Genomic DNA, 21,187 nt, shown 5'->3' with positions numbered 1-21,187 from the left:
AGTTATTTCCGGATCGTCATAAAAACAGACAATAAGGCGAAGGAAATGAAACCACAAACACGCACGCACTTTACACTCTCTTTGTTAACCGCAGGGATCCTGTGCGCCAGCACGGCAACCTGGGCGGCTAACGTGCCGGCAGGAACCCAGCTGGCAGATAAGCAGGAACTGGTCAGGAACAACGGCAGTGAACCCGCCTCGCTCGACCCGCATAAAGTCGAAAGCGATGTCGAATTCAATATTATCAGCGATTTATTCGACGGGCTGGTCAGCGTCTCTCCGGCAGGTGAAATCCAGCCGCGCCTGGCGGAGAAATGGGAAAATAAAGACAACACCGTCTGGACGTTCCATCTGCGCCCGGGCATTACCTGGAGCGATGGAACCCCCATCACCGCGGAAGATATTGTCTGGAGCTGGCAGCGGCTGGTCGACCCGAAAACCGCCTCTCCGTATGCCAGCTATCCCGGTAGTATGCGTATCGTCAACGGCACTGATATCGCAGAAGGCAAAAAAGCGCCCGAGTCGCTGGGGGTGAAAGCCATCAATGACACCACGCTGGAAGTGACGCTCACGCAACCTAACGCCGCTTTCCTGGCGATGCTGGCTCACCCGTCTCTGGTGCCAATTGATAAAGTCCTGGTAGGCCGTTTCGGTGATAAGTGGACCAAACCGGAGCACTTCGTCAGCAGCGGGGCCTATAAACTGTCACAGTGGGTGGTTAACGAACGCATTGTGGCGGTGCGTAACCCGAAATATTGGGATAACGAACATACCGTCATTAACAAGGTGACCTATCTGCCCATTTCCTCTGAAGCTGCTGACGTTAACCGCTACAAAGCGGGCGAAATCGACATTGTCTACACGGTGCCGATCAACCAGTTTGCTCAGCTGAAGAAAACGCTGGGGAGCGAGCTGGATGTATCGCCGCAGCTTGCCACCTATTATTACGAATTCAACACCACCCGGCCGCCGTTCAACGACGCCCGCGTGCGCAAGGCGCTGAACCTGGCGCTGGATAAAGACATTATCGCCGATAAAGTATTAGGGCAGGGTCAGCGCCCGGCATGGCTCATCAGCCAGCCGGATATTGGCGGCGTCAAGCTCCAGAACCCGGATTACGCCAGCTGGCCGATAGATAAACGCATTGCCGAGGCGAAAAAGCTGCTGGCCGAAGCCGGATTTAACGACAGCCATCCGCTCAGCTTTAATCTCCTCTATAACACCTCGGAATCGCACCAGCGTATTGCCATTGCCGCCAGCTCAATGTGGAAGAAGAACCTCGGCGTGGAGGCCAAGCTGCAAAATCAGGAGTGGAAAACCATGCTTGATACCATGCACACCCATAACTTTGACGCGGTACGCTACGCCTGGATTGCCGATTACGACGATGCGGCAACCTTCCTGAACAACTTCCGTACCGGGGACAGCCAAAACACCACTCAGTACAGCAATCCGGACTACGATCGGGCACTGGTGAACGCGGCGAAATCGCAAACGGCGGAGGAGCGCGGTAAATTCTACCAGCAGGCAGAAGATCTGCTGGGACGGGATGTACCGGCGATCCCGGTCTATCATTACGTGCGCACGCACCTGGTGAAACCGTGGGTAGGGGGCTTCACGCCAGACAAGCTCGGGTACTACTACACCAAAGATATGTACATCAAAAAGCACTAACGATCCGCGGTGGATATTATGCTGTCAAAACGGCCAATCTGTCGTCTATTCAACCGATTAAACGCATTTTGGCTATTTTTAAAGCGAACGAATGCGCGCACTCTTTACAGCGCGCGGTGAGGTGTTTATAGTTCGCCTCACTTAGGAAGCGTGGCCGAGCGGTTGAAGGCACCGGTCTTGAAAACCGGCGACCCGAAAGGGTTCTAGAGTTCGAATCTCTACGCTTCCGCCAAATTCGAAACCCCTGCGATAGCAATATCGCAGGGGTTTTTTGCTTATGCGCCAGGCTTCTGTCATGCCACCATGTTGTAGCTTATCGTGATCCCGGCGTCGGCTTTGCAGACCTGAGCTTTTACGCACCAGGTGTCCTCAATGTTTGCCGGCGTCAGAACCGCTTCGGGCGCGCCCGTGGCGGCGATCTGCCCGGCCTTCAGGAGGATCAGACGCTGGCAATAATTGGCTGCAAGATTGAGATCGTGCAGTGCAACCACCACCGTAAGCGGCAGCTGTGAAACGAGCCGCATCAGCTCCAGCTGGTGCTGAATGTCCAGGTGGTTTGTCGGTTCATCGAGCAACAGCACCTGCGGCTGCTGGGCCAGCGCGCGGGCTATCTGGCTTCGCTGGCGCTCTCCGCCAGACAAAGAGTGCCATCGCCGCTGGCGTAAGCGGCATAACTGCATCAGGCCAATCGCCTGCTCAACCGCAGCCTCATCGTCGCGCGAGGTTTTCTGGAATGTTTTCCGGTAGGGCGTACGCCCCAGTCTGACAATGTCCTCAACGGTCAGTTCTCCGTCGACCTCAGCATGTTGCGGGACAAACGCCATGTGCTGCGCGCGTTTTTTCAGCGGCATCATGCCGAGCGTTGTGCCATTAAGCGCCACGCGTTCGCCGAGTCGTGGAAACAGCCCGGCGAGACAGCGCAGCAGCGTCGACTTGCCCGAGCCGTTTGGCCCTAACAGGCCGATAATCTGTCCGGATGGCAGGTCGAGATCGATATCCTTAAGCACCGTCTGCGCTTGTCGGGTTACGGTTAACCCGGCCACAGTAATATTCATGGATGCTCCTTTCGGTTTTGATAAAGCAACGCCACAAAGACGGGGGCGCCCACCAGCGCAGTCACTACCCCGATGGGCAGAACCTGGTGCACAATCAGCGTGCGTGAGACGATATCGGCGAGGATCATAAAGTGGGCGCCGATAAGAAACGTCAGCGGGATCGAGCGACGATGGCCCGGCCCGCATAGCATGCGCGTCACATGGGGAATGACCAGCCCGACAAACCCCACTGCGCCGGTGGCGCTCACCAGCGTTGCGGTAACAATGGCACAGGTCAGCAATAAGACAATACGCACGGCGGTAACCGGGATCCCCAGCGTGGTGGAGACCTCATCCCCGAAGGTGAAGGTGTCCAGCGCCCGTGAAAAGAGCAATACCACCAGTAAACCCGCCAGCGTAACGGCCAGCGCCAGCAGCGCGTCAGGCCAGCGCACGCCGCTCAGACTTCCCAGCAGCCAGAACATGACGCTACGGGACTGCTCGGCATTGGCGGACGTGCTGACGACGTACGCGGTCATGGCGTTGAAGAGCTGGGTGCCCGCAATGCCAGCCAGCAAAATGCGCGACGGGCTTTCACTCATCCCGTTTGTTATCACCATGATGAGCGCAAAGGCGGCGCATGAGCCGACAAACGCACCGCTGCTCACGCCAATCACGCTTCCCCCCATGCCGAGAAGCATCACGCAGACGGCCCCCAGCGAGGCGCCCGCGGAAATCCCCAGCAGATAAGGCTCAGCCAGAGGGTTACGCAGGATCGACTGTAACACCAGCCCGCACATCGCCAGGCCGCCGCCGTTGCACGCGGCCATTACTGCCCGGCTCATGCGATATTGCCAGACGATACCTTCCTCCGTTTGCGGCAACGCATAAGAGGTCAAACCCAGTCCGTTGAGGATCGCTTTCCCGGTACTGGCATACGACACCGGCATATCCCCGATACTGGCGGCAAAGACCAGCATCAGCGGCAGCGCCATGGCACCTGCTGCCAGTAAACCCTGCTGGCGGCGGTCAAAAGCGAAATGACTCATTGTTCATCCTGGAAAGAAGCCAGCCGATCGCTGATAAGCTCAACCGCATCGACGTTACGCAATGAAGGGTTTAACGACATCGCTGGCACCACGATGATGTGGTTGTTCCTGACCGCAGGCATGTTCTTTGTCACCGGGTCACTGCGCAAGAACGCTTTTTTTACCTCAACCTCATCGGCAGGATAGAGCCTGCGGGACATCCCGGCGATAACAATCACGTCCGGCTGCGATCGGGCAATATGTTCCCACGTTACAGCGGGCCATTCGTCGTGAGAGTCAATAATGTTCTTCAACCCCAGCGTGCGGCTGATCCAGCCAGGCGCGCCGTAATTCCCCGCCACCCAGGGATCGCCATTCAGACGGCTGCTGGAGAACCAGAATACGACGCTAAGTTGTTTCGCGGAGGCGCGCGCCTGGGCCTTTTTAATACGCTCCGCCAGCGCACGATTGAGCTGCTCACCTCGCGCGGAAACATCAAAAATCGTCGCCAGATCTGTCACTTCCCGTGTAATTTCCGCCAGTGAAAACGGCGCGCTACGTGCTCCGTCTGCGTTTGAGGTTTCCGTTACCGTTTTATCCGTGCAGTCGGCAGGGGAGATCCACGTATTAATCCCCAGCGACGCAAACTGTTCACGGGTTCCCACTTCTCCCTGCGGACCAATGTGCCAGTGATACTGCGCGAGAACGAGTTCAGGTTTCTGCCCTACCACGGCCTCAAAGGAGGGGGAATTATCCGCAAGCCGGGGGAGGTTTTTCCCGGCATCCTCCAGCGTGGGTGGCAGCGTGCCGAACCAGACTGACGTCGCGGCGATCGTTTTCTCCAGCCCCAGTGCGAGCAGTAATTCTGTTTCATGCTGACCCACGGTCACGACGCGCTGAGGAGCCTGCGTAAAGGTCTGCTTTACGCCGCAATTTTCAATCGTGAGAGGCCAGGTGGTTGCGGCGAAAGCGGCAGGTGCCATGGAGAGCAGTGAAGCCAGAAATAACCCTTTTTTAAGTAACATAGAACGCTATCCGAAATTGTTATGTTATAACATAATACATATATTGCGATTGAGAGCAACACGCTCACCGTCGCTTGTTGCAGAAACGAAAGGCTGGACTATTCTCAACATACCCACTTGGCATTCGCGGGTTGCCTGAAAAATAACAAGATTTCTGACCTGGGGGAGTGAGGATGAAAAAGATCCTGCTCGCGTTTGCGTTCTGTTTTGCCGCCCTGAGCGCCTTCTCATCGTATGCCGCAGAGCCCCGCCAGGCGCCTACGGAGCAGGAGCGCGCCCGAACGGTCTATATCTTCCATCAGCCCATCGTCATGCTACAGGCGAAATTTGGCCTGACCACGCCGGAAGAGCGCGTTTTACGCATCCGCAACACCCTGCGCAATTTTACCGAGGCGGATGTGCGTGAGCCGCTCAGCATCGTCCCCGTGACCCGCTATAACCAGCAGGGACGGCTGATAGTGATGAACGGTAAACCTGTGATGCTGCTGACGGAAGGGGATTTGGACGAAGGGGACGATCTTACCCTCGATCAGGCCGCACAGCGCGTGCTGGCGCGCATGGAAGCACAGAGAATGGCGCTGCGCGATCAATACGATTCCGGCTGGCTGGCGCTGTCGACGGTAAAAGCTGCCGCTGGCCTGCTGGCGCTGTTGCTGCTCTGCTACGGCGCGTGGCGATCCTGGCGCTGGTTCCGGCGCGTCTACCGTCGGCGTATTGTGGAGAATCGCAGCCGGGTGCCGCAAAGCTGGCGGCGGTACATTGGCGCCATTGAGATTCGGCTTTACGCCTTGCTGATGTTCCTGCTGGGGTTGATCGGCTTTTACGTCTGGCTGAGCTGGGCATTCAGTCTGTTTCCGTGGACGCGGGTGTGGGGCACGTCGCTGGGAGACTGGACGCTTCGCGTGGTGCAGCAAATCGCCCTGGCGATTGTCTCGGCCTTGCCGGGGCTGACGATTGTTCTGATCATTTTCCTCATTACCGCTTTTATTCTGAAGCTTCTTAAGATGGTGCTGAATCAGGTGGAGGCTGGTCGTCTGCAACTTCCCGGCGTACATCCGGAAACCGTGGGGGCTACCCGTAAGCTCATTTCCGTTGCCGTCTGGCTATTTGCTCTCTCCGCCGCCTGGCCGTTTCTTCCCGGTGCAAACTCGCTGGCGTTTAAAGGTATTAGCGTCTTCTTTGGACTGATGTTAACGCTGGGTTCGGCAGGGGTGATGAACCATGCCATGAGCGGTCTGGTCCTGATTTACTCCCGCGCACTGCGTAAAGGCGATGTCATTCGGGTGGCGGATAACGAAGGTAAGGTCAGTGAAATTGGCATGCTGGCGACCAAAATTATTACCCGGGAAAATTATGTCGTTACCGTGCCCAACGCGGTGGTGGTGAGCGGTAAGATCACCAACCTGAGCGCGCTACAGCCCGATGGCAGCCTCAATCTGACGGTCAGCGTCACTATCGGTTATGACACCCCATGGCGTCAGGTGCATGCCATGCTGGAGCTGGCCGCGAAACGGGCAAAAGGGATTGACCTTTCCGAGCCGCCGCTGGTGCGCCAGTTAGGGTTAATGGACTGGTATATCGCTTACGAATTGCAGGTCCGCCTGCTGCCCGATCAGTCCCTCGCGGTTGCCCGCAATGAACTGCATAGCCAGATACAGGATGTGTTTAACGAATTTAACGTGCAGATCATGTCCCCGAATTTTGTTATGCAGCCAGAGGGCAGCGTGATGGTTGTCAAAGAGAACTGGTATACCGCGCCAGCCAAACCCCCTCAGGGCGAAACGTGACGGCCCGGTTTTTCCGTGGCAAGGCAAAATGTTACAGCTTTTAATCGACGATCGCCGATTTTACACGGGTCATCGCCAGAATGTTTTTTGAGCGCATATTTAATTTCTCGAGGATCCTCACGCGGTAGGTGCTGGTCGTTTTTTGTGACAATTGCAGCTTTTTCGCGATCTCATGGTTTTCCAAATGAAACAGCTTCAGCACGTCATATTCGCGTCGCGTAAAGGAGTGTGTTCTGAGCGCCCGGTAAAAGCGCATCAGCTGCTGAAAAGGGTGAGCAGTAAAATGCATCGACGAATAGATAATATTATCGATTCTCACTGCGCGGTTGGCTTCTATCTCATGCATCAGGACAATGTAATCACGCTTAACTTTTTTGACCTGCCGAATGGTTTTATTGCGTAACTTATCCTGTTCAATCGCAATGATAAAATCCATCGCCTGATCGACCCCATCAAGATCGTGAATATCCGCGTCATCGCGAATCAAATGGGTTGATGTCAGGGAGCTTGATACACCATGGCAAAGGTAATAGTTATCACTGATAAATAAAAAATTCATAATCGTCGTTAAACAAAGTCATGGCTAATCTCTTATCGCAGTGATCCACGGTTAATGGGTGTTGTGCGAAAAAGAGTCTAAATGACCACCCGCGAATCTAATAAACGTTATGAATGTAAAAATAAATGTTTACATTTTAACCAGTCGATGACGAAGAAATCAGCGGGACGGAAGGGGACGACGGAAGACGTGTAATGTTATGCAAATTCGTGCTTTACATCATGCTCAGAGATGTTTATAGTGCGCCTCACTTTGGAAGCGTGGCCGAGCGGTTGAAGGCACCGGTCTTGAAAACCGGCGACCCGAAAGGGTTCTAGAGTTCGAATCTCTACGCTTCCGCCAAATTCGAAAACCCTGCGATAGCAATATCGCAGGGTTTTTTCGTTATTCCAGCCCCAGCGTATACTGCGCAATTTTGAAGTAGATAATCAGCCCGGTGCCGTCGATTAACGTGGCGATAAACGGTGCGGAGACCACCGCTGGGTCGATTTTGCAGCGTTTCAGTACCATCGGGATCACCGACGAGACGATAGCGCTCCACAGCGTAATGCAGACCAGCGTCAGGCTGACGATGAGCGTGATTTCCATCCCAATGCCCATCATCCAGGCGCGAACGCAACCCGCCAGACCCAGCGTGGCGGCAATCATTAACGAGGTGCTCATCTCTTTGCGCAGCACACGACCCACATCGCGAAGGTGGACTTCACCCAGCGCCATGGCGCGCACCAGCGTCGAGGTGATCTGCGTCCCGCTGTTTCCGCCGGTGCCAATCAGCAGCGGAATAAAGAACGCCAGCGCAATTGCGGATTCCAGCGCCTCTTCAAAATGCTGGATCACCGAGCTGGTATACGCTTCCGCGACAAACAGCAGCAGCAGCCAGACGGAGCGTTTCTTCCACAGGCTGAAGGCGCTGGTTTCCAGATAGGGCTTCTCCAGCGGCAGCGTCGCCCCCTGAAGCTGGGCATCTTCAGTAACGTCATCTTCCAGCAGATGGGCGATTTCACGCTCGGTAAGGCAGCCCACCAGCTTGCCGTGGGTCACCACCGGCACTACATCCGCACCCGCATGCGCCAGCAGCCCGGCGACATCCGCCCGCTCATCTTCCGGTTTGAGCTGAATAAAATCCGATATCATCAACCCCTTAACGGGCTGCACGGTGTCGGTGGCCTGCAACAATTTGCGTACGGCGATCAAACCCGCGAGGCGACCGTTATCTTCGATAAAAATATGCGACGGAATATCATCATCTTTTAATTTTTCAAAGAACTGCTCGCGTGCCAGAGCCACGCATAATGAAATATCAATAACGATAAAATCGGTATTCATATATTGCGCGATGGCGCTGTCATTGAAAGCCAGGTTTTGGTTGTGAATAGCGTAAGACATAGTAAATTCCCTTTGAATAATAAAATCTCTCAGGGGCGAGCAAGACAGGGCATGTCGGAAAGGAGATCCCCACGTCCTGGGTTCAGCACTGTACACCGTATCCCGCAAGGGAAGTTATACTGACAAAGCCTTGATTCGACAGTGCCTGTTTTACCCTGTGCCGGTTCTCTCGAACCCACCAGAGCGATAACGTGTATTTGTACAGGAGCCTCGCCATAACGAGATCGTTGTAAAACGAGAGGGATAATACGCTTATTTAAAACTGCTGCTGAGGAATTTTAATAATGTTGAAGAACGGTTTAAATGAATAGTATTAAACGCATGTTGAGGTTTTATTTAACTGTTTTCTTTTTAAATGGAGAATTCATTTGTTACCGGAGAGAGTAAAATGGCATGGCTGGACACGCTGCTGGATCATTTTGCGCATTATCCGACGCATCTGTTCGCGCTGCTCGTTGTTATGGCGTTGAGTAAATCGACGGTGCTGGTCTCCTCGGTGCTGCCGCCCGCATCGGTCATGCTGATGGCGGGGATCGCCGTCAGCCAGTCGAGTCTGCATCCCGGAATGACGTGGCTGGCGGTGGTGATGGGCGCTACGGCAGGTTCGGTGCTGAATTACCATATCGGCCAGCTGATGGGGCATACCCGGCTGGTGTCACGCCTCACCGCAAAACATGCCGATAAGATTCTGCGGGTACAGCATCAGCTGCAAAAGAACGGCGTAGTCGCGCTGTTCACGTCGCGTTTCCTGGCGGTGCTGCGTTATATCGTGCCGCTGGCGGCCGGCATGCTCAGGATGAGCGCGATGAAGGTTTACGTCGTTAGCCTGCTGTCAGCCTGCGCATGGGCGGCGCTGTATGTCGGCATCGTCACCGGCATCAGCATCTGAACGTATTCATCAGTTTGAGAAATGCTTCCCGAAAAAACGGTCACCAGTCTGTCACACTCAGCGTAACGATAAAAACGCATGAGGAAAAAGGGATGAGAAAAGCACTACTCGCTGTCGCCGTGGCAGGAACGCTTTCAGTGACGTTTGGGGCGCAGGCACAGGACACGCCGGATGGCTATCAGCTGGAACAGGTGCTCATCATGAGCCGCCACAACCTGCGCGCGCCGCTTGCCAATAACGGCAGCGTGCTGGAGCAGTCCACGCCGAAGCAGTGGCCGGAGTGGGACGTCCCGGGTGGACAGCTCACCACCAAAGGTGGCGTACTGGAAGTGTATATGGGTCACTATATGCGCGAGTGGCTGGCAGAGCAGGGGATGGTGAAGACGGGTGAATGCCCGCCAGCGGATACCGTCTATGCCTACGCCAACAGCCTCCAGCGCACCGTGGCGACCGCGCAGTTCTTTATCACCGGCGCGTTCCCCGGGTGCGATGTTCCTGTGCATCACCAGGAAAAAATGGGCACCATGGACCCCACCTTCAATCCGGTCATTACCGATAACTCCCCTGAGTTTCGCGAGAAAGCGCTGAAAGCGATGGAGACGGAACGGCAGAAAATGCAGCTGGATGAAAGCTACAAACTGCTGGAAAAGCTGACAAACTACAGCGACTCGCCGTCCTGCAAGGAGAAAAAAGTCTGCTCCCTGACGGAGGCGAAAGATACGTTCAGCGCCGATTATGAAAAAGAGCCGGGCGTCTCCGGGCCGCTGAAGGTGGGTAACTCGCTGGTAGATGCTTTCACGCTACAGTATTACGAAGGCTTCCCGACAGACCAGGTTGCCTGGGGGGAAATCAAAACCGATCAGCAGTGGCGCGTGCTGTCGAAGCTGAAAAACGGCTATCAGGACTCGCTGTTTACGTCGACGGAGGTGGCGCAGAACGTGGCTAAACCGCTGGTGAAGTACATTGATAAAGCGCTGGTGACCGACCAGGCAAAAGCGCCAAAAATCACCCTGCTGGTAGGGCACGACTCTAACATCGCCTCGCTGCTGACCGCGCTGGACTTCAGGCCTTATCAGCTGCACGACCAGCAGGAAAGAACCCCGATTGGCGGTAAAATTGTCTTCCAGCGCTGGCATGATAAAAACACTAACCAGGAGCTGATGAAAATTGAGTATGTTTACCAGAGTTCAGATCAGCTGCGTAACGCCAGCGTACTGTCGCTGCAATCCCCTGCGCAGCGCGTGACGCTGGAGCTGAAGGGCTGTCCGGTGGATGGCAACGGCTTCTGTCCTGTCGATAAATTCAATGCGGTGATGGATAACGCGGCGAAATAGAAAATAACCCCCCGCGTGGGCGGGGGGGAACGTTCAGACGTTTTTACGTTCGATGGTTTGCTCGCCCCAGAACAGCGAGTCTTTGTCGGTTTTTTTGAAGGCGCGAACCAGCACTTCATCGTTGCCTTCTTCCCAAATCTGTTCAGCCAGCTTTTCGTCATAATTGGCGACTTCAAAGATGGCTTCGGCAATCTCCGGAGAGGTATTGCGTAAACTTGCCCATTCGCCACGTGGTGAGCTTTGGATTCTTGAGTTGGCATACTTGTCCTCCTGTTAGGTTAGCCGTTCAGTTTTTTGGCAAGACCCGCGACGTATTCACCCTGATAGCGGGCGATTGAAAGTTCTTCATTGCTTGGCTGACGTGAACCATCCCCACCGGCAATCGTTGTTGCGCCATAGGGCGTACCACCACGGACCTGGGAGACATCAAACAGTTCCTGCGCGCCGTAGCCAATCGGCACAATGACCATCCCATGATGCGCAAGCGTTGTCCAGGTGGAAGTGATCGTCTGCTCCTGGCCGCCGCCCGTGCCGGTAGAGCTGAACACGCTGGCCAGCTTGCCGTATAACGCGCCGGAGGCCCAGAGCCCGCCCGTCTGGTCGAGGAAGGTGCGCATCTGGCCGGACATATTGCCGAAGCGGGTCGGGGTGCCGAAGATAATGGCATCATAGTCCGCGAGCTCCTGCGGGGTGGCGACCGGGGCGTTTTGTGTTTTCCCCCCGGCTTTGGCGAAGGCTTCCGCCTGCATGGTTTCCGGTACGCGTTTAACCACGACCTCAACGCCGTCTACTCTGTTTGCGCCTTCTGCTACTGCGTGAGCCATGGTTTCAATGTGTCCATACATGGAATAATAGAGCACCAGAACTTTTGCCATTTTGCATCACTCCTCGTTGGTTTTTCTTACAGCGGATCGCTGCGTTCCTTTAAAGATATGACATCACAGCCAGACTGCAAAAATGAACGGCATTTCTTTGATATATAACAATATCTTTTCGTTACGTGCTTTGTAGCAAAATGAAACAACTTTCGCGGCGCGGATTTTTCAAAATATAAGAATGGCTTATGAATGACTTCCTCAATATTTCATACGAAAGGCTGAGATCATGTTGCAGAATATTACCTCTCGCTTGCCGGATAGCCGCATTACACTAAGCTTAGTTTCACGCGGCACAGATAAAGGCACTGTCCTTGAGCCGCGAGGTGAAAGAATCCTCTTTTACTGAATGCAATATGATGTCTAATGTTTCACACTCTGGAGGTTAGAGATGGCAAACCATCGTGGTGGTTCAGGTAATTTCGCTGAAGACCGTGAAAGAGCATCAGAAGCAGGTCGTAAAGGTGGCCAGTCTAGCGGGGGCAACTTTAAAAACGACCCTCAGCGCGCATCAGAGGCTGGTAAAAAAGGGGGTAAAAATAGCCACGGCAGCAACAAGTAGTATGCCGGGTTAACTCTCTGCCGCCGGGTTTCCCGGCGGTTTTTTTATGTCTGCTACATTGAACTGTCATCAAAGGCATCGCACACTACAGGATTGATTCTTCGTGCTGGTGTCCCATGTCCGTTTCCCGTTTTACCTTCTCCATTAAGCCTCAGGAAGCCATCCTGATTTTGATCACCATGTTCTGGGGCGGAACCTTTCTTGCCGTTCAGTACGCGGTCACGATGAGCGATCCGTTTTTCTTTGTAGGGCTGCGTTTTGCAACCGCTGCGGTTGCCGTGGCGCTTATTTCACTGAAAACCCTGCGCGGATTGACCCTGAGAGAGCTTAAAGCGGGTGTCGCCATTGGCGTGGCGATTGCCATGGCTTACAGCCTGCAAACGTGGGGGCTCCAGTCTATCTCCAGCAGTAAATCCGCCTTCATCACCGCCATGTACGTACCGCTGGTGCCGCTGTTGCAGTGGCTGTGCCTCGGCAGAATGCCGGGCCTGATGTCGTGCATTGGCATCGTGCTGGCGTTCATCGGCCTTATTTTATTAGCCGGGCCGGAAAATAATCTGCTGGCGCTGGGGCCGGGGGAGATCATCACTCTGGTGGGGGCCGTCGCCATTGCGGCAGAAATTATTCTGATTAGCGCCTGGGCAGGAAAAGTGGACGTCAAGCGGGTGACGGTGGTGCAGCTTGCCACCGCGTCGCTGGTGGCGTTCGCGACGATGGTGCCGGCAGGGGAGTCCGTCCCGCCGATGTCTACCGGGCTTATCGTCGTGGCGCTGGGGCTGGGTATTTTCAGCGCCATTATCCAGGTTACCATGAACTGGGCGCAGCGCAGCGTATGCCCGACACGGGCGACGGTCATTTACACCGGTGAACCGGTGTGGGCGGGTATTTTCGGGCGACTCGCCGGGGAGCGTCTGCCGCTGCTGGCGCTGGTGGGCGCGGCATTTATTATCGCCGGGGTGCTGGTGAGCGAGTTGAAGTTAAAAAAACGACGTAAGGCGACTGCCGGATTGAGCGCTGAACAAGGGGCAGATAGCTAACAACGCGCACCCTGTCCGTTTAGCCCGGCGGCGCTTCGCTTGCTCGGGCCTACTTGCCAATTGTAGGCCGGGTAAGCGTAGCGTCACCCGGCAAGAATGCGGCACGTATTTCAGGTGGAAGGGGTGATGGCTTTTCCTTGCGGTACATCCCTTTTCCGGCGGCTCAGCAGGGCGTTGAGCAGGATCGCGCCGAAGGTCGCCGTGCCAATCCCGCCTACCGTAAACCCGCCCAGCGTCAGGGCGAAATCACCCGCCCCCAGCACCAGTGTCACCGCCACCATGATCAGGTTACCATTCTGGCTCAGATCAACATGATTCTGCACCCAGATACGTGCCCCCGCGACGGCAATAAGACCAAATACCACAATCGAGGCGCCGCCAATCACGGGTGCCGGGATGGTGTGGATCAATGCGCCGAATTTTGGGGAAAAGCCGAGCAGCATCGCCATCACCGCCGCCGCCACGAAGACCAGCGTCGAGTAGACTTTGGTCACTGCCATCACGCCGATGTTTTCCGCGTAGGTCGTCACGCCGCTGCCGCCGACCGAGCCGGAGAGCATGGTCGCCAGACCGTCTCCCACAAACGCCCGTCCCATATACGGGTCCATATTGCGGCCGGTCATTCCCGCTACGGCTTTCAAATGGCCCAGGTTTTCAGCCACCAGAATCACCGCGACAGGCGCGATGAGCATCATCGCCTGAGCGTTAAAGGTGGGCGAGGTTATGTGCGGCATGCCGAACCAGGCGGCCTGATGAATCAGTGTGAAATCAACCGGTTTGCCGAGGCCGAACACGTTCGCCAGCAGCGCGTAGACCAGACAGGCCGCAATCAGCCCGACCAGTATCAGCAGCCGCTGGATCATGCCGCGCGTAAAGACCGCCACCACGCCGATGCACAGCACCGTAATCACCGCCATCCAGCTTTCAAACGGTGAGCCGGAAACGCTCTTCACCGCAATCGGCGCGAGGTTCAGGCCTATCGCCATCACCACCGCCCCGGTGACGACGGGGGGCATCATCCGCTCGATCCAGCGTGTGCCGACTTTCATCACCACCAGACCGGTCAGGGTGTAGACCAGCCCACAGGCGATAATGCCGCCGAGGGCCACGCTCAGGTTGGGGTTAATACCCTGACCGTTAAACCCGGTCGCTGCAATGACCACCCCAACGAAGGCGGCGCTGGAGCCCAGATAGCTGGGCACACGCCCGCCGGTGACAAAAAAGAACAGCAGGGTACCCATACCCGACATCAAAATGGCGAGGTTAGGATCCAGCCCCATCAGCATGGGCATCAGCACCGTCGCACCAAACATCGCGACCGCATGCTGCACGCCCATCACCATGGTCTGCCCGAGCGGGAGCCTTTCATCCGGCGCGACCACGCCTGCTTCTGTGGAGGTCGATTTCAACTGCCAGTGGGGAAGTCCGAACATGATCTGTCTCCTGAATGCGGATTAACAGGCGGGTCGCATAAGTGCGTGATAGCCGCGGTCGAACCACACCAGCCCTTGCGGCGCCGGGTGGCGTACGATGGATACGATGTCGCAAAACAGAATGTCGTGAGTGCCAACGCTCACCACCTGGCTGATGCGGCAGTCGAACGAGGCCAGCGCATTTTCCAGACGCGGGCAGCCCGTGTCGCCTGTCTGCCAGCGGGCAGCGGCAAAGCGGTCCGCCATCGGCGTTTTCCCGCCAAACAGGTTGGATAAAGGCTCCTGTCCGGCACTCAGCGTGTTAACGCACAGGGTGCGGTTCTCGCTGAAAATCGGCCAGACCGACGCGCCGCGGTTCAGGCACACCAGCAGGGTAGGCGGGGAATCCGTGACGCTGCATACCGCGCTGGCGGTGAAGCCCGCCAGGCCTGCCGGGCCGTCGGTGGTAATGATATTGACCGCTGCGCCGACGCAGGCCATAGCGTCGCGAAAGGTTTGTTTATCCGGTGTCATCACGTTCGCTCCTTACGCCAGCCCGCAGGCATCGTCAAAGGCCAGACGCGGCAGGCGTCCGTACAGTTTGGTCGTATCGCCATAGCCGATGTTAATCAGCAGATTGCTTTTGAGTAGCGTGCCCGTGAAAAATGCCGCGTCCACTTTTTCCCGGTCAAAACCCGACATCGGCCCGGTGTCCAGCCCGAGCGCGCGGCAGGCGAAAATCAGGTACACGGCCTGCATTGAGCTGTTGCGAAAGGCGGTCTCTTCCGCCAGCGCGGGGCTTGCGGTAAACCAGCTTCTGGCATCGCCGTGCGGGAACAGTTCAGGCAGGCGCTCATAAAACTCGCTGTCCCAGGCGACAATCGCCGTGACCGGGGCAGTGAGCGTTTTCTCAAGGTTGCCGCTGGAGAGCGCCGGGCGCAGCTTCTCTTTTCCTTCCGGGCTTCGCACAAACACAATGCGCGCCGGGGAGCAGTTGGCGGACGTCGGCCCCCATTTCATCAGGTCATAAATCTCGCGCAGCGTCTCGTCACTGACCGGTATATCCAGCCAGCCGTTATGGGTACGTGCGCCGGTAAACAGCGTTTCCAGCGCGGCGTGCGTGATGGCTTCGCTCATTCAAACTCCTTACAAAGCGGGTTCTGGGCTGTGCAGCAGGCTGGCAAGCCCGTTCAGCAGCAGAGTGTTAAAGTTGTCCGGCGCGGTCACGTTGCAGGCATGCCCGCCCTGACGCATGACCGTTTTACGGGCGTGCGGGAGTACGGCGTGCAGTTCATCAGAACAGACGGACGGCACCAGCAGATCGTCGGTGGAACAGATAATCTGCACGGGGCAGCGAACGCGTGCAGCGTGGCGGCTGAAATCGGCCTGCTTCAGCGCATGCAGCCTGCGCAGCAGATTGGCTTTGCCCTGAAAATGGGCCAGCGCCAGCGCGTCCTCGGCCTCCAGCCGCGGGGCACGGGCGGCCATCCAGTCTGCCGGGTAGAGGAACAACGGCTGTGCCTCTACCCACGCCTGCGCGCCGCCCGCATGCAGCAGACGTTCGCGAACGTCAAAACAGCGGCGGGTATGGGCATTGAGGGTCAGCCAGCCGTTGACGCAGACCAGCGCGGTGAGGGCGTCGGGCTTATCGATGGCCAGCCGCAGGCCGACCAGCGCCCCCAGCGCGTGGCCGACCACGCAGTAACGGGCGATCCCGGCCTCGGCTAAAGCCAGCGCAAGCTCGTCGGCCATGTGTGCGAGGGTGTAGTCTTCCGGCAGGGTATCCGGGTTATTCCCCGTGCCCCGCTGGTCGTAGCACACCACCTGATACTCCTGCCCCAGCACGGCGAGCTGAGGCAGCCAGTAGCTCCCGCTGCCGCCGAGCCCGGCAATCAGTACCACCACGGGCGCGCCCGCAAAGGGGGGCGGGGAAATGGACAGTTTCATGGCGGCCTCACTTCGCGATGTGCGCAACGGTGGCAATTTCAACCAGCGCGTCCGGCTTTACCAGCCCGCACTGGATGCAAAACCGCGCCGGTTTATCGCCCGGGAAAAACTCCGCGTAGATTTCGTTAATCGCGGCGTAGTTTTTCCAGTCGGTGATAAAGATGCTGTTGAAGGTCACGTCCTCCATCGTACCACCCGCCGTTTCGATCACGGTTTTGATCGTCTCCAGCACGTGGCGGGTTTGCCCCTTTGGGTCGTTGATAAACACCACGTTGTTGTCTTTATCAAATGGCAGCGTGCCCGAGACATACACCACGCCGTCGGCGAGGGTGCCGGGAACGAAGGGGGCAATCGGAGTGCTGGTGCCCGGCGGAAAAATCACGGATTTCGGCATAGCGGTTCTCCTCATGCGATACGGGCGAGCGGGGGATCCAGCGCGTCGCAGAAATCATTGACGTTACTGACCCAGCCAAAAAAGGTTTCGATATTGAACAGGGCGGCTTTCTGGGCAAAATCCGGCCCGGCCTGATGGGTAGCGTCTTCCAGCACCACGCCAAAATACTCGAGGAAAAAGCCGTCGCGCAGGGTCGACTCCACGCAGACGTTGGTGGCAATGCCCGTAAAGACCAGATGACGAATGCCCCGGCTGCGCAGCAGGCTGTCGAGCGGGGTATTGAAAAAGCCGCTGTAGCGCGGTTTCGGCAGTACGATATCGCTGGCTTCCGGTACCAGCTCATCCACCAGCTGATAATCCCAGCCGCCTTTCGCCAGCAGCGTGCCCTGGAGTTCGGGCCGTTGGCGCATGGTTTTCAGGGCGTTGGATTTGTGAAAGTTGGGTGAGCCGGGACCGCCAGCCTCGACGTACTGGTCGTCCCAGCCGTTCTGGAACCAGACGATGAGCATGCCCGCAGCGCGCGCAGCGTGCACGGCGGTTTTAATGTTCTCGATCACCGGCTGCGTGGTGGAGACGTCAAACCCGGCCAGATCCAGATACCCGCCTTTACTGGCATAGGCGTTTTGCATATCCACCACGATCAGCGCGCTGCGCTGCGCGTCAAAGGTAATGGCTTCCGGGCGAGCGTTGAGGGTCGTCATTACGCCACCTCCTTCGTCACGGCAGGGATGTGGGCGCGACACTGCATCAGCGGCTGAATGCGCTCGCCGAAGGTTTCCACGCCGGTGAGAAAATCATCGAAGGTCAGCAGTACGCCTTCGGCGCCGGGCACGGCAGCCACTTCGTCGAGCATTCTGGCGACGCTGGCATACGAGCCAACCAGGGTGCCCATGTTGATATTGACGGCAGACGTCGGGTCGGCCATCTGGCGAACGTTGGTGTCCGCGCCGGAGCGGGTATCCTTCTGGCTCTGCTCGGTCAGCCAGCTCAGCGCTTCGTCATCCGCGCCGTCCTTGTATCGTTCCCATTTGGCGCGCGCGGCGTCATCGGTTTCGTCGGCAATCACCATAAACAGCACGTAGGAGCCCACGTCGCGCCCGGTTTTGTCGGCGGCCGCTTTCATGCGTGCCGCAGTGGGCGCGAAGGCGGCAGGGGTGTTAACGCCTTTACCGAAGCAGAAGTTGAAGTCGGCGTATTTCGAGGAAAATTCCATTCCCGCGTCGCTCTGCCCGGCGCAGATAACCTTCATCGGCACCGACGGCTGCGGGCTGACGCGGCAGTCGTTCATGGTGAAGAAATCGCCTTTGAAATCGCTTTTGCCGGTGCCCCACAGATCGCGCAGCACCTGCACATATTCAGTCAGGTAGTCGTAGCGACGGGAGAAGTAATCGTCCCCCGGCCAGATCCCCATCTGCTCGTACTCCGGCTTTTGCCAGCCGGTGACCAGGTTAACGCCAAAGCGCCCGCCGGAGATGGAGTCGATGGTGGAAGCCATCCGCGCCACGATCGCCGGGGGCAGGGTAAGGGTGGCGGCGGTGGCGTAGATCTGGATCCGCGAGGTGACCGCCGCCAGGCCCGCCATCAGGGTAAAGGACTCCAGGTTGTGGTCCCAGAATTCGGTCTTACCGCCGAAACCGCGCAGCTTGATCATCGAGAGGGCAAAGTCGAAGTGGTAGTGCTCCGCTTTCTGCACGATGGCTTTATTCAGCTCAAAGGTCGGCATGTATTGCGGGGCAGTGGTCGAGATAAGCCAGCCGTTGTTGCCGATCGGTACAAATACGCCAATTTTCATCACGAACCTCTCTTCATCTCTGTGTGGGTGAAAGTCAGACGTGGCGCTGCATCCTGCATATCCTGTTCAGCCTCGTGAAAAGGGTTTTGCAAAGGGGATGCCAGTTTTTAAAAGGGCTTTATTGTTAATGTGTTAACGCAAGGTTGGTGAATAGAGTGCAAATAAAGTGGACTAAATGGTCAAAATAGATGCACGCAAACAGGCAACGGTGCGCGATGGCGGTGCAGGGGCGGTAAGGGATTGGGGAGCGGGTCGTCCGCATTGAGCAAAAAGCAAAAGTTAGTAATCGCTCTCGTTGCTGATGAGGGCCGCACCCGTGGCAGGATAAAAGGTGTTGTTATTCAATCTATCCAGGGTACAGATTCTCCAATATAAGTGTGTGTGTGCAGCAGCGGCAAGTCACCTTAACATCCTTTATCGTGATTGAAGTATTTACCTCTTGCAGAATTCCATTCTCATCAACAAACAGACCCGGATAAAAACTGCTTTCGCCAATGCAGAATAAATCCCTTCGCTGATGCTCATGTAGCGCGACCAACCAGAATACAGGCTCGGTGGTATCAAGACGTCCACATACTTCGCTGAATATTTCATTCCACGATTTGCCAATCTTTTTGATCAGAAAATAAAACAATGGTGTGTAGTCTCGGCCATGCTTCTGTCCGCCATGTATTGACTCGCGCTTGGCCAGTAGTTCATCCCCGACTCTTTTACGATTACGTTCCCAGCAATATTCAGCACCTGGATTATTAGAATGGTGCCGCGTAGTCGTGTTGACGCTGCAATACAGTTTACGAGGCTTATTCTGTTTATGAGTACGCATAATCCGATCCCGTGCATCCTTTATTCTATGAGTTAGTAACTCCTGCCGGAGCTAGATTTAATAGTTGGAGACTGCATAAAACATTGCCGTGTTTAAAGGTAACCTCATTTTGCTGAAATACCCTCCCATTGACAACAACTAAAAGCCCGCTGCTGGCTGTGAATTCAACGGTTCGGAGCAATCACCAGTTTGGACGTTCAGGTTGTTCTGTCCAATTTCAGGTAATGGGAAATTCACCATGTAAATATATTTCACAAATCCATGTATCATGTGTATGAATTGTTTTCATGACCTGTTTCTTCTATAATTTGTGCCAGGACATAAACATCAAACATAATTTAGGTCGCAAAGATATGTATAAATGCCTCAGGTTGCCTTTTGACAAAGTAAAAATCGACAGAATGTGTGATGAGAAAGGTAACAATGCCTCATACGTAAGAATCACCTACAATGAGTTCTACTATTATTTAAGTTACTACGATCTGAGACCAGTCACACCAAATTTTAATTCCATTGAATGCATTCCCAAAAACAGCGATCTTTATATCATTGTATATAAAATATCACCTAATAGCTATAGGATATGCTGGCTAGGAGATTGCGATTGCATCGAGTTCAGAATGATGGACACTGAAAGAAATCGTGGTAAATCTGCATCTTTAGCTGTATTGCTTGGTCTGATTTTATGTACACTTTCTATAGGTGCGTATTACTCATCTAGCACTGATATATTTGTATGTTATGTCCCATTTTTATTACTAAGTTTGTTTGGTTTTATCCTGACACTCCTTAATTTTTGTCATACATACTCAGATGAATTCATTCAATTTCGAGGTTTGATGCGAAAAAACCTTATGCAAGAAAAAGATTTATTTTCCTCTGTGACAAACTTATCAAAAAGTTGCCAGCATAAACAAGATTACGAGCTAAACCTAAGATTACCTAAGGAACTCAACCGAAGAATAGTTACAATAGACTCTGTATACCGGGAGAGAAGAAAAGTAACTGTATACGAGCCCAATACTGGTTCAGATTTGTCTTATAGTACAAGTTATACAAAATGCATGGTGAATATGGTTTGTGATGGAGAAAAATTTACATTTGAGTATAAGGAGGCTTCTGGTGATCCAGCTCCATTTATTGCAAAGGGCGATAAAGCCAAACTATATTGGTATGGACCGGAACACGAAGTAATTCCTAGTGATCGCGAAGATATTACCTATGGAACACGACTTATCTGTTTACATAATATAACAACGGATAACTTTTATGAAAGTCGCATGTGTAATGAACCGGGTAATGTTTTCAAACTATCGCAGAAGGGAGGACGGGATATTTATAACCACTACTCGCAATGTTGATTAAAAAATCATCTATCATGCGATCCCACTAGATGCACTCCCAATAAGAGCTGGATGCAGCCATCGAGCCGCACCAGCCGTCTTTTCTTCACTCTTTTAATTCTCCGCAATCACTTGGACATACAGCATTTTATATCCACTGGGACTGATAACATATCAGTTCAAAAATATCCTATATAAAACAACTGCAACTAAACAAATAAATGCTGCTAGTGAGATTTTCCCAAGACCGGACTCGTATTTTAAAACCATAAAAACCAAAAGAAGA

At 54.9% G+C, this 21,187-nt stretch carries 20 protein-coding genes, 2 tRNA genes, 1 pseudogene and 1 riboswitch; of the genes and pseudogenes, 9 read left to right on the top strand and 14 right to left on the bottom strand.

The annotated features are described in order from the left end of the window. The first annotated feature begins 45 nt into the window (after positions 1-45). Both CU081_RS19870 and CU081_RS19865 read left to right on the top strand, forming a co-directional pair. Positions 46-1,674, top strand: a complete 1,629-nt coding sequence (locus tag CU081_RS19870; protein WP_022650749.1) for an ABC transporter substrate-binding protein — start codon at positions 46-48, stop codon at positions 1,672-1,674. Between the two features lie 144 nt (positions 1,675-1,818). Then, a tRNA-Ser gene (locus CU081_RS19865) sits at positions 1,819-1,906 on the top strand. A gap of 61 nt (positions 1,907-1,967) precedes the next feature. Here the strand turns inward: CU081_RS19865 and CU081_RS19860 are convergent. The 3 genes from CU081_RS19860 to CU081_RS19850 are packed head-to-tail and all read right to left on the bottom strand — an operon-like array spanning position 1,968 to position 4,761. Then, a complete protein-coding gene (locus tag CU081_RS19860) occupies positions 1,968-2,729 on the bottom strand; it encodes an ABC transporter ATP-binding protein (RefSeq protein ID WP_022650750.1) in 762 nt (253 codons plus the stop codon). After that, entirely contained in the window at positions 2,726-3,757 is a 1,032-nt protein-coding gene (locus CU081_RS19855) for a FecCD family ABC transporter permease (RefSeq protein ID WP_022650751.1), read from the bottom strand. The genes CU081_RS19860 and CU081_RS19855 overlap by 4 nt, the downstream gene beginning before the upstream one ends. Then, positions 3,754-4,761, bottom strand: a complete 1,008-nt coding sequence (locus CU081_RS19850) for an ABC transporter substrate-binding protein (protein ID WP_022650752.1) — start codon at positions 4,759-4,761, stop codon at positions 3,754-3,756. Before CU081_RS19850 ends, CU081_RS19855 begins: the two co-directional genes overlap by 4 nt. 173 nt (positions 4,762-4,934) lie before the next feature. Here CU081_RS19850 and CU081_RS19845 point away from each other — a divergent pair, with 173 nt between their 5' ends. Further along, complete coding sequence (locus tag CU081_RS19845) at positions 4,935-6,548, top strand: mechanosensitive ion channel family protein (protein ID WP_003858118.1); 1,614 nt, start codon at positions 4,935-4,937, stop codon at positions 6,546-6,548. A 40-nt stretch (positions 6,549-6,588) separates the two neighbouring features. On the opposite strand, the gene CU081_RS19840 is transcribed toward CU081_RS19845, so the two are convergent. Then, positions 6,589-7,107: a LuxR C-terminal-related transcriptional regulator gene (locus CU081_RS19840; RefSeq protein ID WP_003858117.1), complete on the bottom strand. Its 519-nt coding sequence runs from the start codon at positions 7,105-7,107 to the stop codon at positions 6,589-6,591. Positions 7,108-7,361: 254 nt separating this feature from the next. Between CU081_RS19840 and CU081_RS19835 the strand changes: the two genes are divergently transcribed. After that, positions 7,362-7,449: transfer RNA gene (locus CU081_RS19835), tRNA-Ser, on the top strand. Positions 7,450-7,491: 42 nt separating this feature from the next. On the opposite strand, the gene CU081_RS19830 is transcribed toward CU081_RS19835, so the two are convergent. Continuing rightward, positions 7,492-8,493 (bottom strand): magnesium transporter, encoded by a 1,002-nt coding sequence (locus CU081_RS19830; RefSeq protein ID WP_003858115.1) that lies wholly within the window; start codon positions 8,491-8,493, stop codon positions 7,492-7,494. A gap of 60 nt (positions 8,494-8,553) precedes the next feature. Then, a riboswitch (M-box (ykoK) riboswitch) is annotated at positions 8,554-8,723 on the bottom strand. 158 nt (positions 8,724-8,881) lie between these two features. Between CU081_RS19830 and CU081_RS19825 the strand changes: the two genes are divergently transcribed. Next, the gene (locus CU081_RS19825) at positions 8,882-9,382 is read left to right on the top strand and encodes a DedA family protein (protein WP_003858113.1); all 501 of its coding nucleotides are present in this window, start codon (positions 8,882-8,884) and stop codon (positions 9,380-9,382) included. A gap of 92 nt (positions 9,383-9,474) precedes the next feature. Further along, entirely contained in the window at positions 9,475-10,716 is a 1,242-nt protein-coding gene (gene agp, locus CU081_RS19820) for a bifunctional glucose-1-phosphatase/inositol phosphatase (RefSeq protein ID WP_022650753.1), read from the top strand. A 33-nt stretch (positions 10,717-10,749) separates the two neighbouring features. Here agp and CU081_RS19815 read toward each other — a convergent pair. Both CU081_RS19815 and wrbA read right to left on the bottom strand, forming a co-directional pair. Next, a pseudogene (locus tag CU081_RS19815) lies at positions 10,750-10,976 on the bottom strand (YccJ family protein). 18 nt (positions 10,977-10,994) lie between these two features. Beyond that, positions 10,995-11,591 (bottom strand): NAD(P)H:quinone oxidoreductase, encoded by a 597-nt coding sequence (gene wrbA / locus CU081_RS19810; RefSeq protein ID WP_006809323.1) that lies wholly within the window; start codon positions 11,589-11,591, stop codon positions 10,995-10,997. Positions 11,592-11,982: 391 nt separating this feature from the next. Between wrbA and CU081_RS19805 the strand changes: the two genes are divergently transcribed. Together CU081_RS19805 and CU081_RS19800 are read left to right on the top strand one after the other, a co-directional pair. Continuing rightward, a complete protein-coding gene (locus CU081_RS19805) occupies positions 11,983-12,153 on the top strand; it encodes a general stress protein (protein ID WP_001273664.1) in 171 nt (56 codons plus the stop codon). A gap of 116 nt (positions 12,154-12,269) precedes the next feature. After that, entirely contained in the window at positions 12,270-13,190 is a 921-nt protein-coding gene (locus CU081_RS19800) for a DMT family transporter (RefSeq protein ID WP_058647428.1), read from the top strand. A gap of 110 nt (positions 13,191-13,300) precedes the next feature. Here the strand turns inward: CU081_RS19800 and rutG are convergent, their stop codons facing one another. Genes rutG through rutA form a run of 7 tightly spaced genes read right to left on the bottom strand, consistent with a single transcriptional unit; the run spans position 13,301 to position 18,735 of the window. Further along, positions 13,301-14,623: a pyrimidine utilization transport protein G gene (gene rutG / locus CU081_RS19795; protein ID WP_039268798.1), complete on the bottom strand. Its 1,323-nt coding sequence runs from the start codon at positions 14,621-14,623 to the stop codon at positions 13,301-13,303. 21 nt (positions 14,624-14,644) lie between these two features. Beyond that, positions 14,645-15,136, bottom strand: a complete 492-nt coding sequence (rutF, locus tag CU081_RS19790; RefSeq protein WP_015570873.1) for an NADH-dependent FMN reductase RutF — start codon at positions 15,134-15,136, stop codon at positions 14,645-14,647. A gap of 12 nt (positions 15,137-15,148) precedes the next feature. Continuing rightward, entirely contained in the window at positions 15,149-15,739 is a 591-nt protein-coding gene (locus CU081_RS19785) for a malonic semialdehyde reductase (protein ID WP_039268799.1), read from the bottom strand. 9 nt (positions 15,740-15,748) lie between these two features. After that, positions 15,749-16,549 carry a pyrimidine utilization protein D gene (gene rutD, locus CU081_RS19780; protein WP_022650757.1) on the bottom strand — a complete coding sequence of 267 codons (801 nt, stop codon included), beginning with the start codon at positions 16,547-16,549 and terminating at the stop codon, positions 15,749-15,751. 7 nt (positions 16,550-16,556) lie between these two features. After that, positions 16,557-16,943, bottom strand: coding sequence for a pyrimidine utilization protein C (gene rutC, locus CU081_RS19775; RefSeq protein WP_022650758.1), 387 nt, complete (start codon positions 16,941-16,943; stop codon positions 16,557-16,559). 11 nt (positions 16,944-16,954) lie between these two features. After that, positions 16,955-17,644: a pyrimidine utilization protein B gene (gene rutB, locus CU081_RS19770; RefSeq protein ID WP_003858095.1), complete on the bottom strand. Its 690-nt coding sequence runs from the start codon at positions 17,642-17,644 to the stop codon at positions 16,955-16,957. Next, positions 17,644-18,735: a pyrimidine utilization protein A gene (gene rutA / locus CU081_RS19765; RefSeq protein ID WP_022650759.1), complete on the bottom strand. Its 1,092-nt coding sequence runs from the start codon at positions 18,733-18,735 to the stop codon at positions 17,644-17,646. The genes rutB and rutA overlap by 1 nt, the downstream gene beginning before the upstream one ends. A gap of 1,443 nt (positions 18,736-20,178) precedes the next feature. On the opposite strand from rutA, the gene CU081_RS26180 reads away from it, so the two are divergent. After that, entirely contained in the window at positions 20,179-20,919 is a 741-nt protein-coding gene (locus CU081_RS26180; RefSeq protein WP_123839385.1) for a hypothetical protein, read from the top strand. Positions 20,920-21,187 lie beyond the last annotated feature (268 nt).

Origin of the sequence: Enterobacter sp. CRENT-193 (assembly GCF_002787395.1) — a bacterium.
Taxonomy (GTDB): Bacteria; Pseudomonadota; Gammaproteobacteria; order Enterobacterales; family Enterobacteriaceae; genus Enterobacter; species Enterobacter hormaechei_C.
Note: the sequence above shows the minus strand (reverse complement) of the source record. Positions and strands in the feature narration are given on the sequence as shown.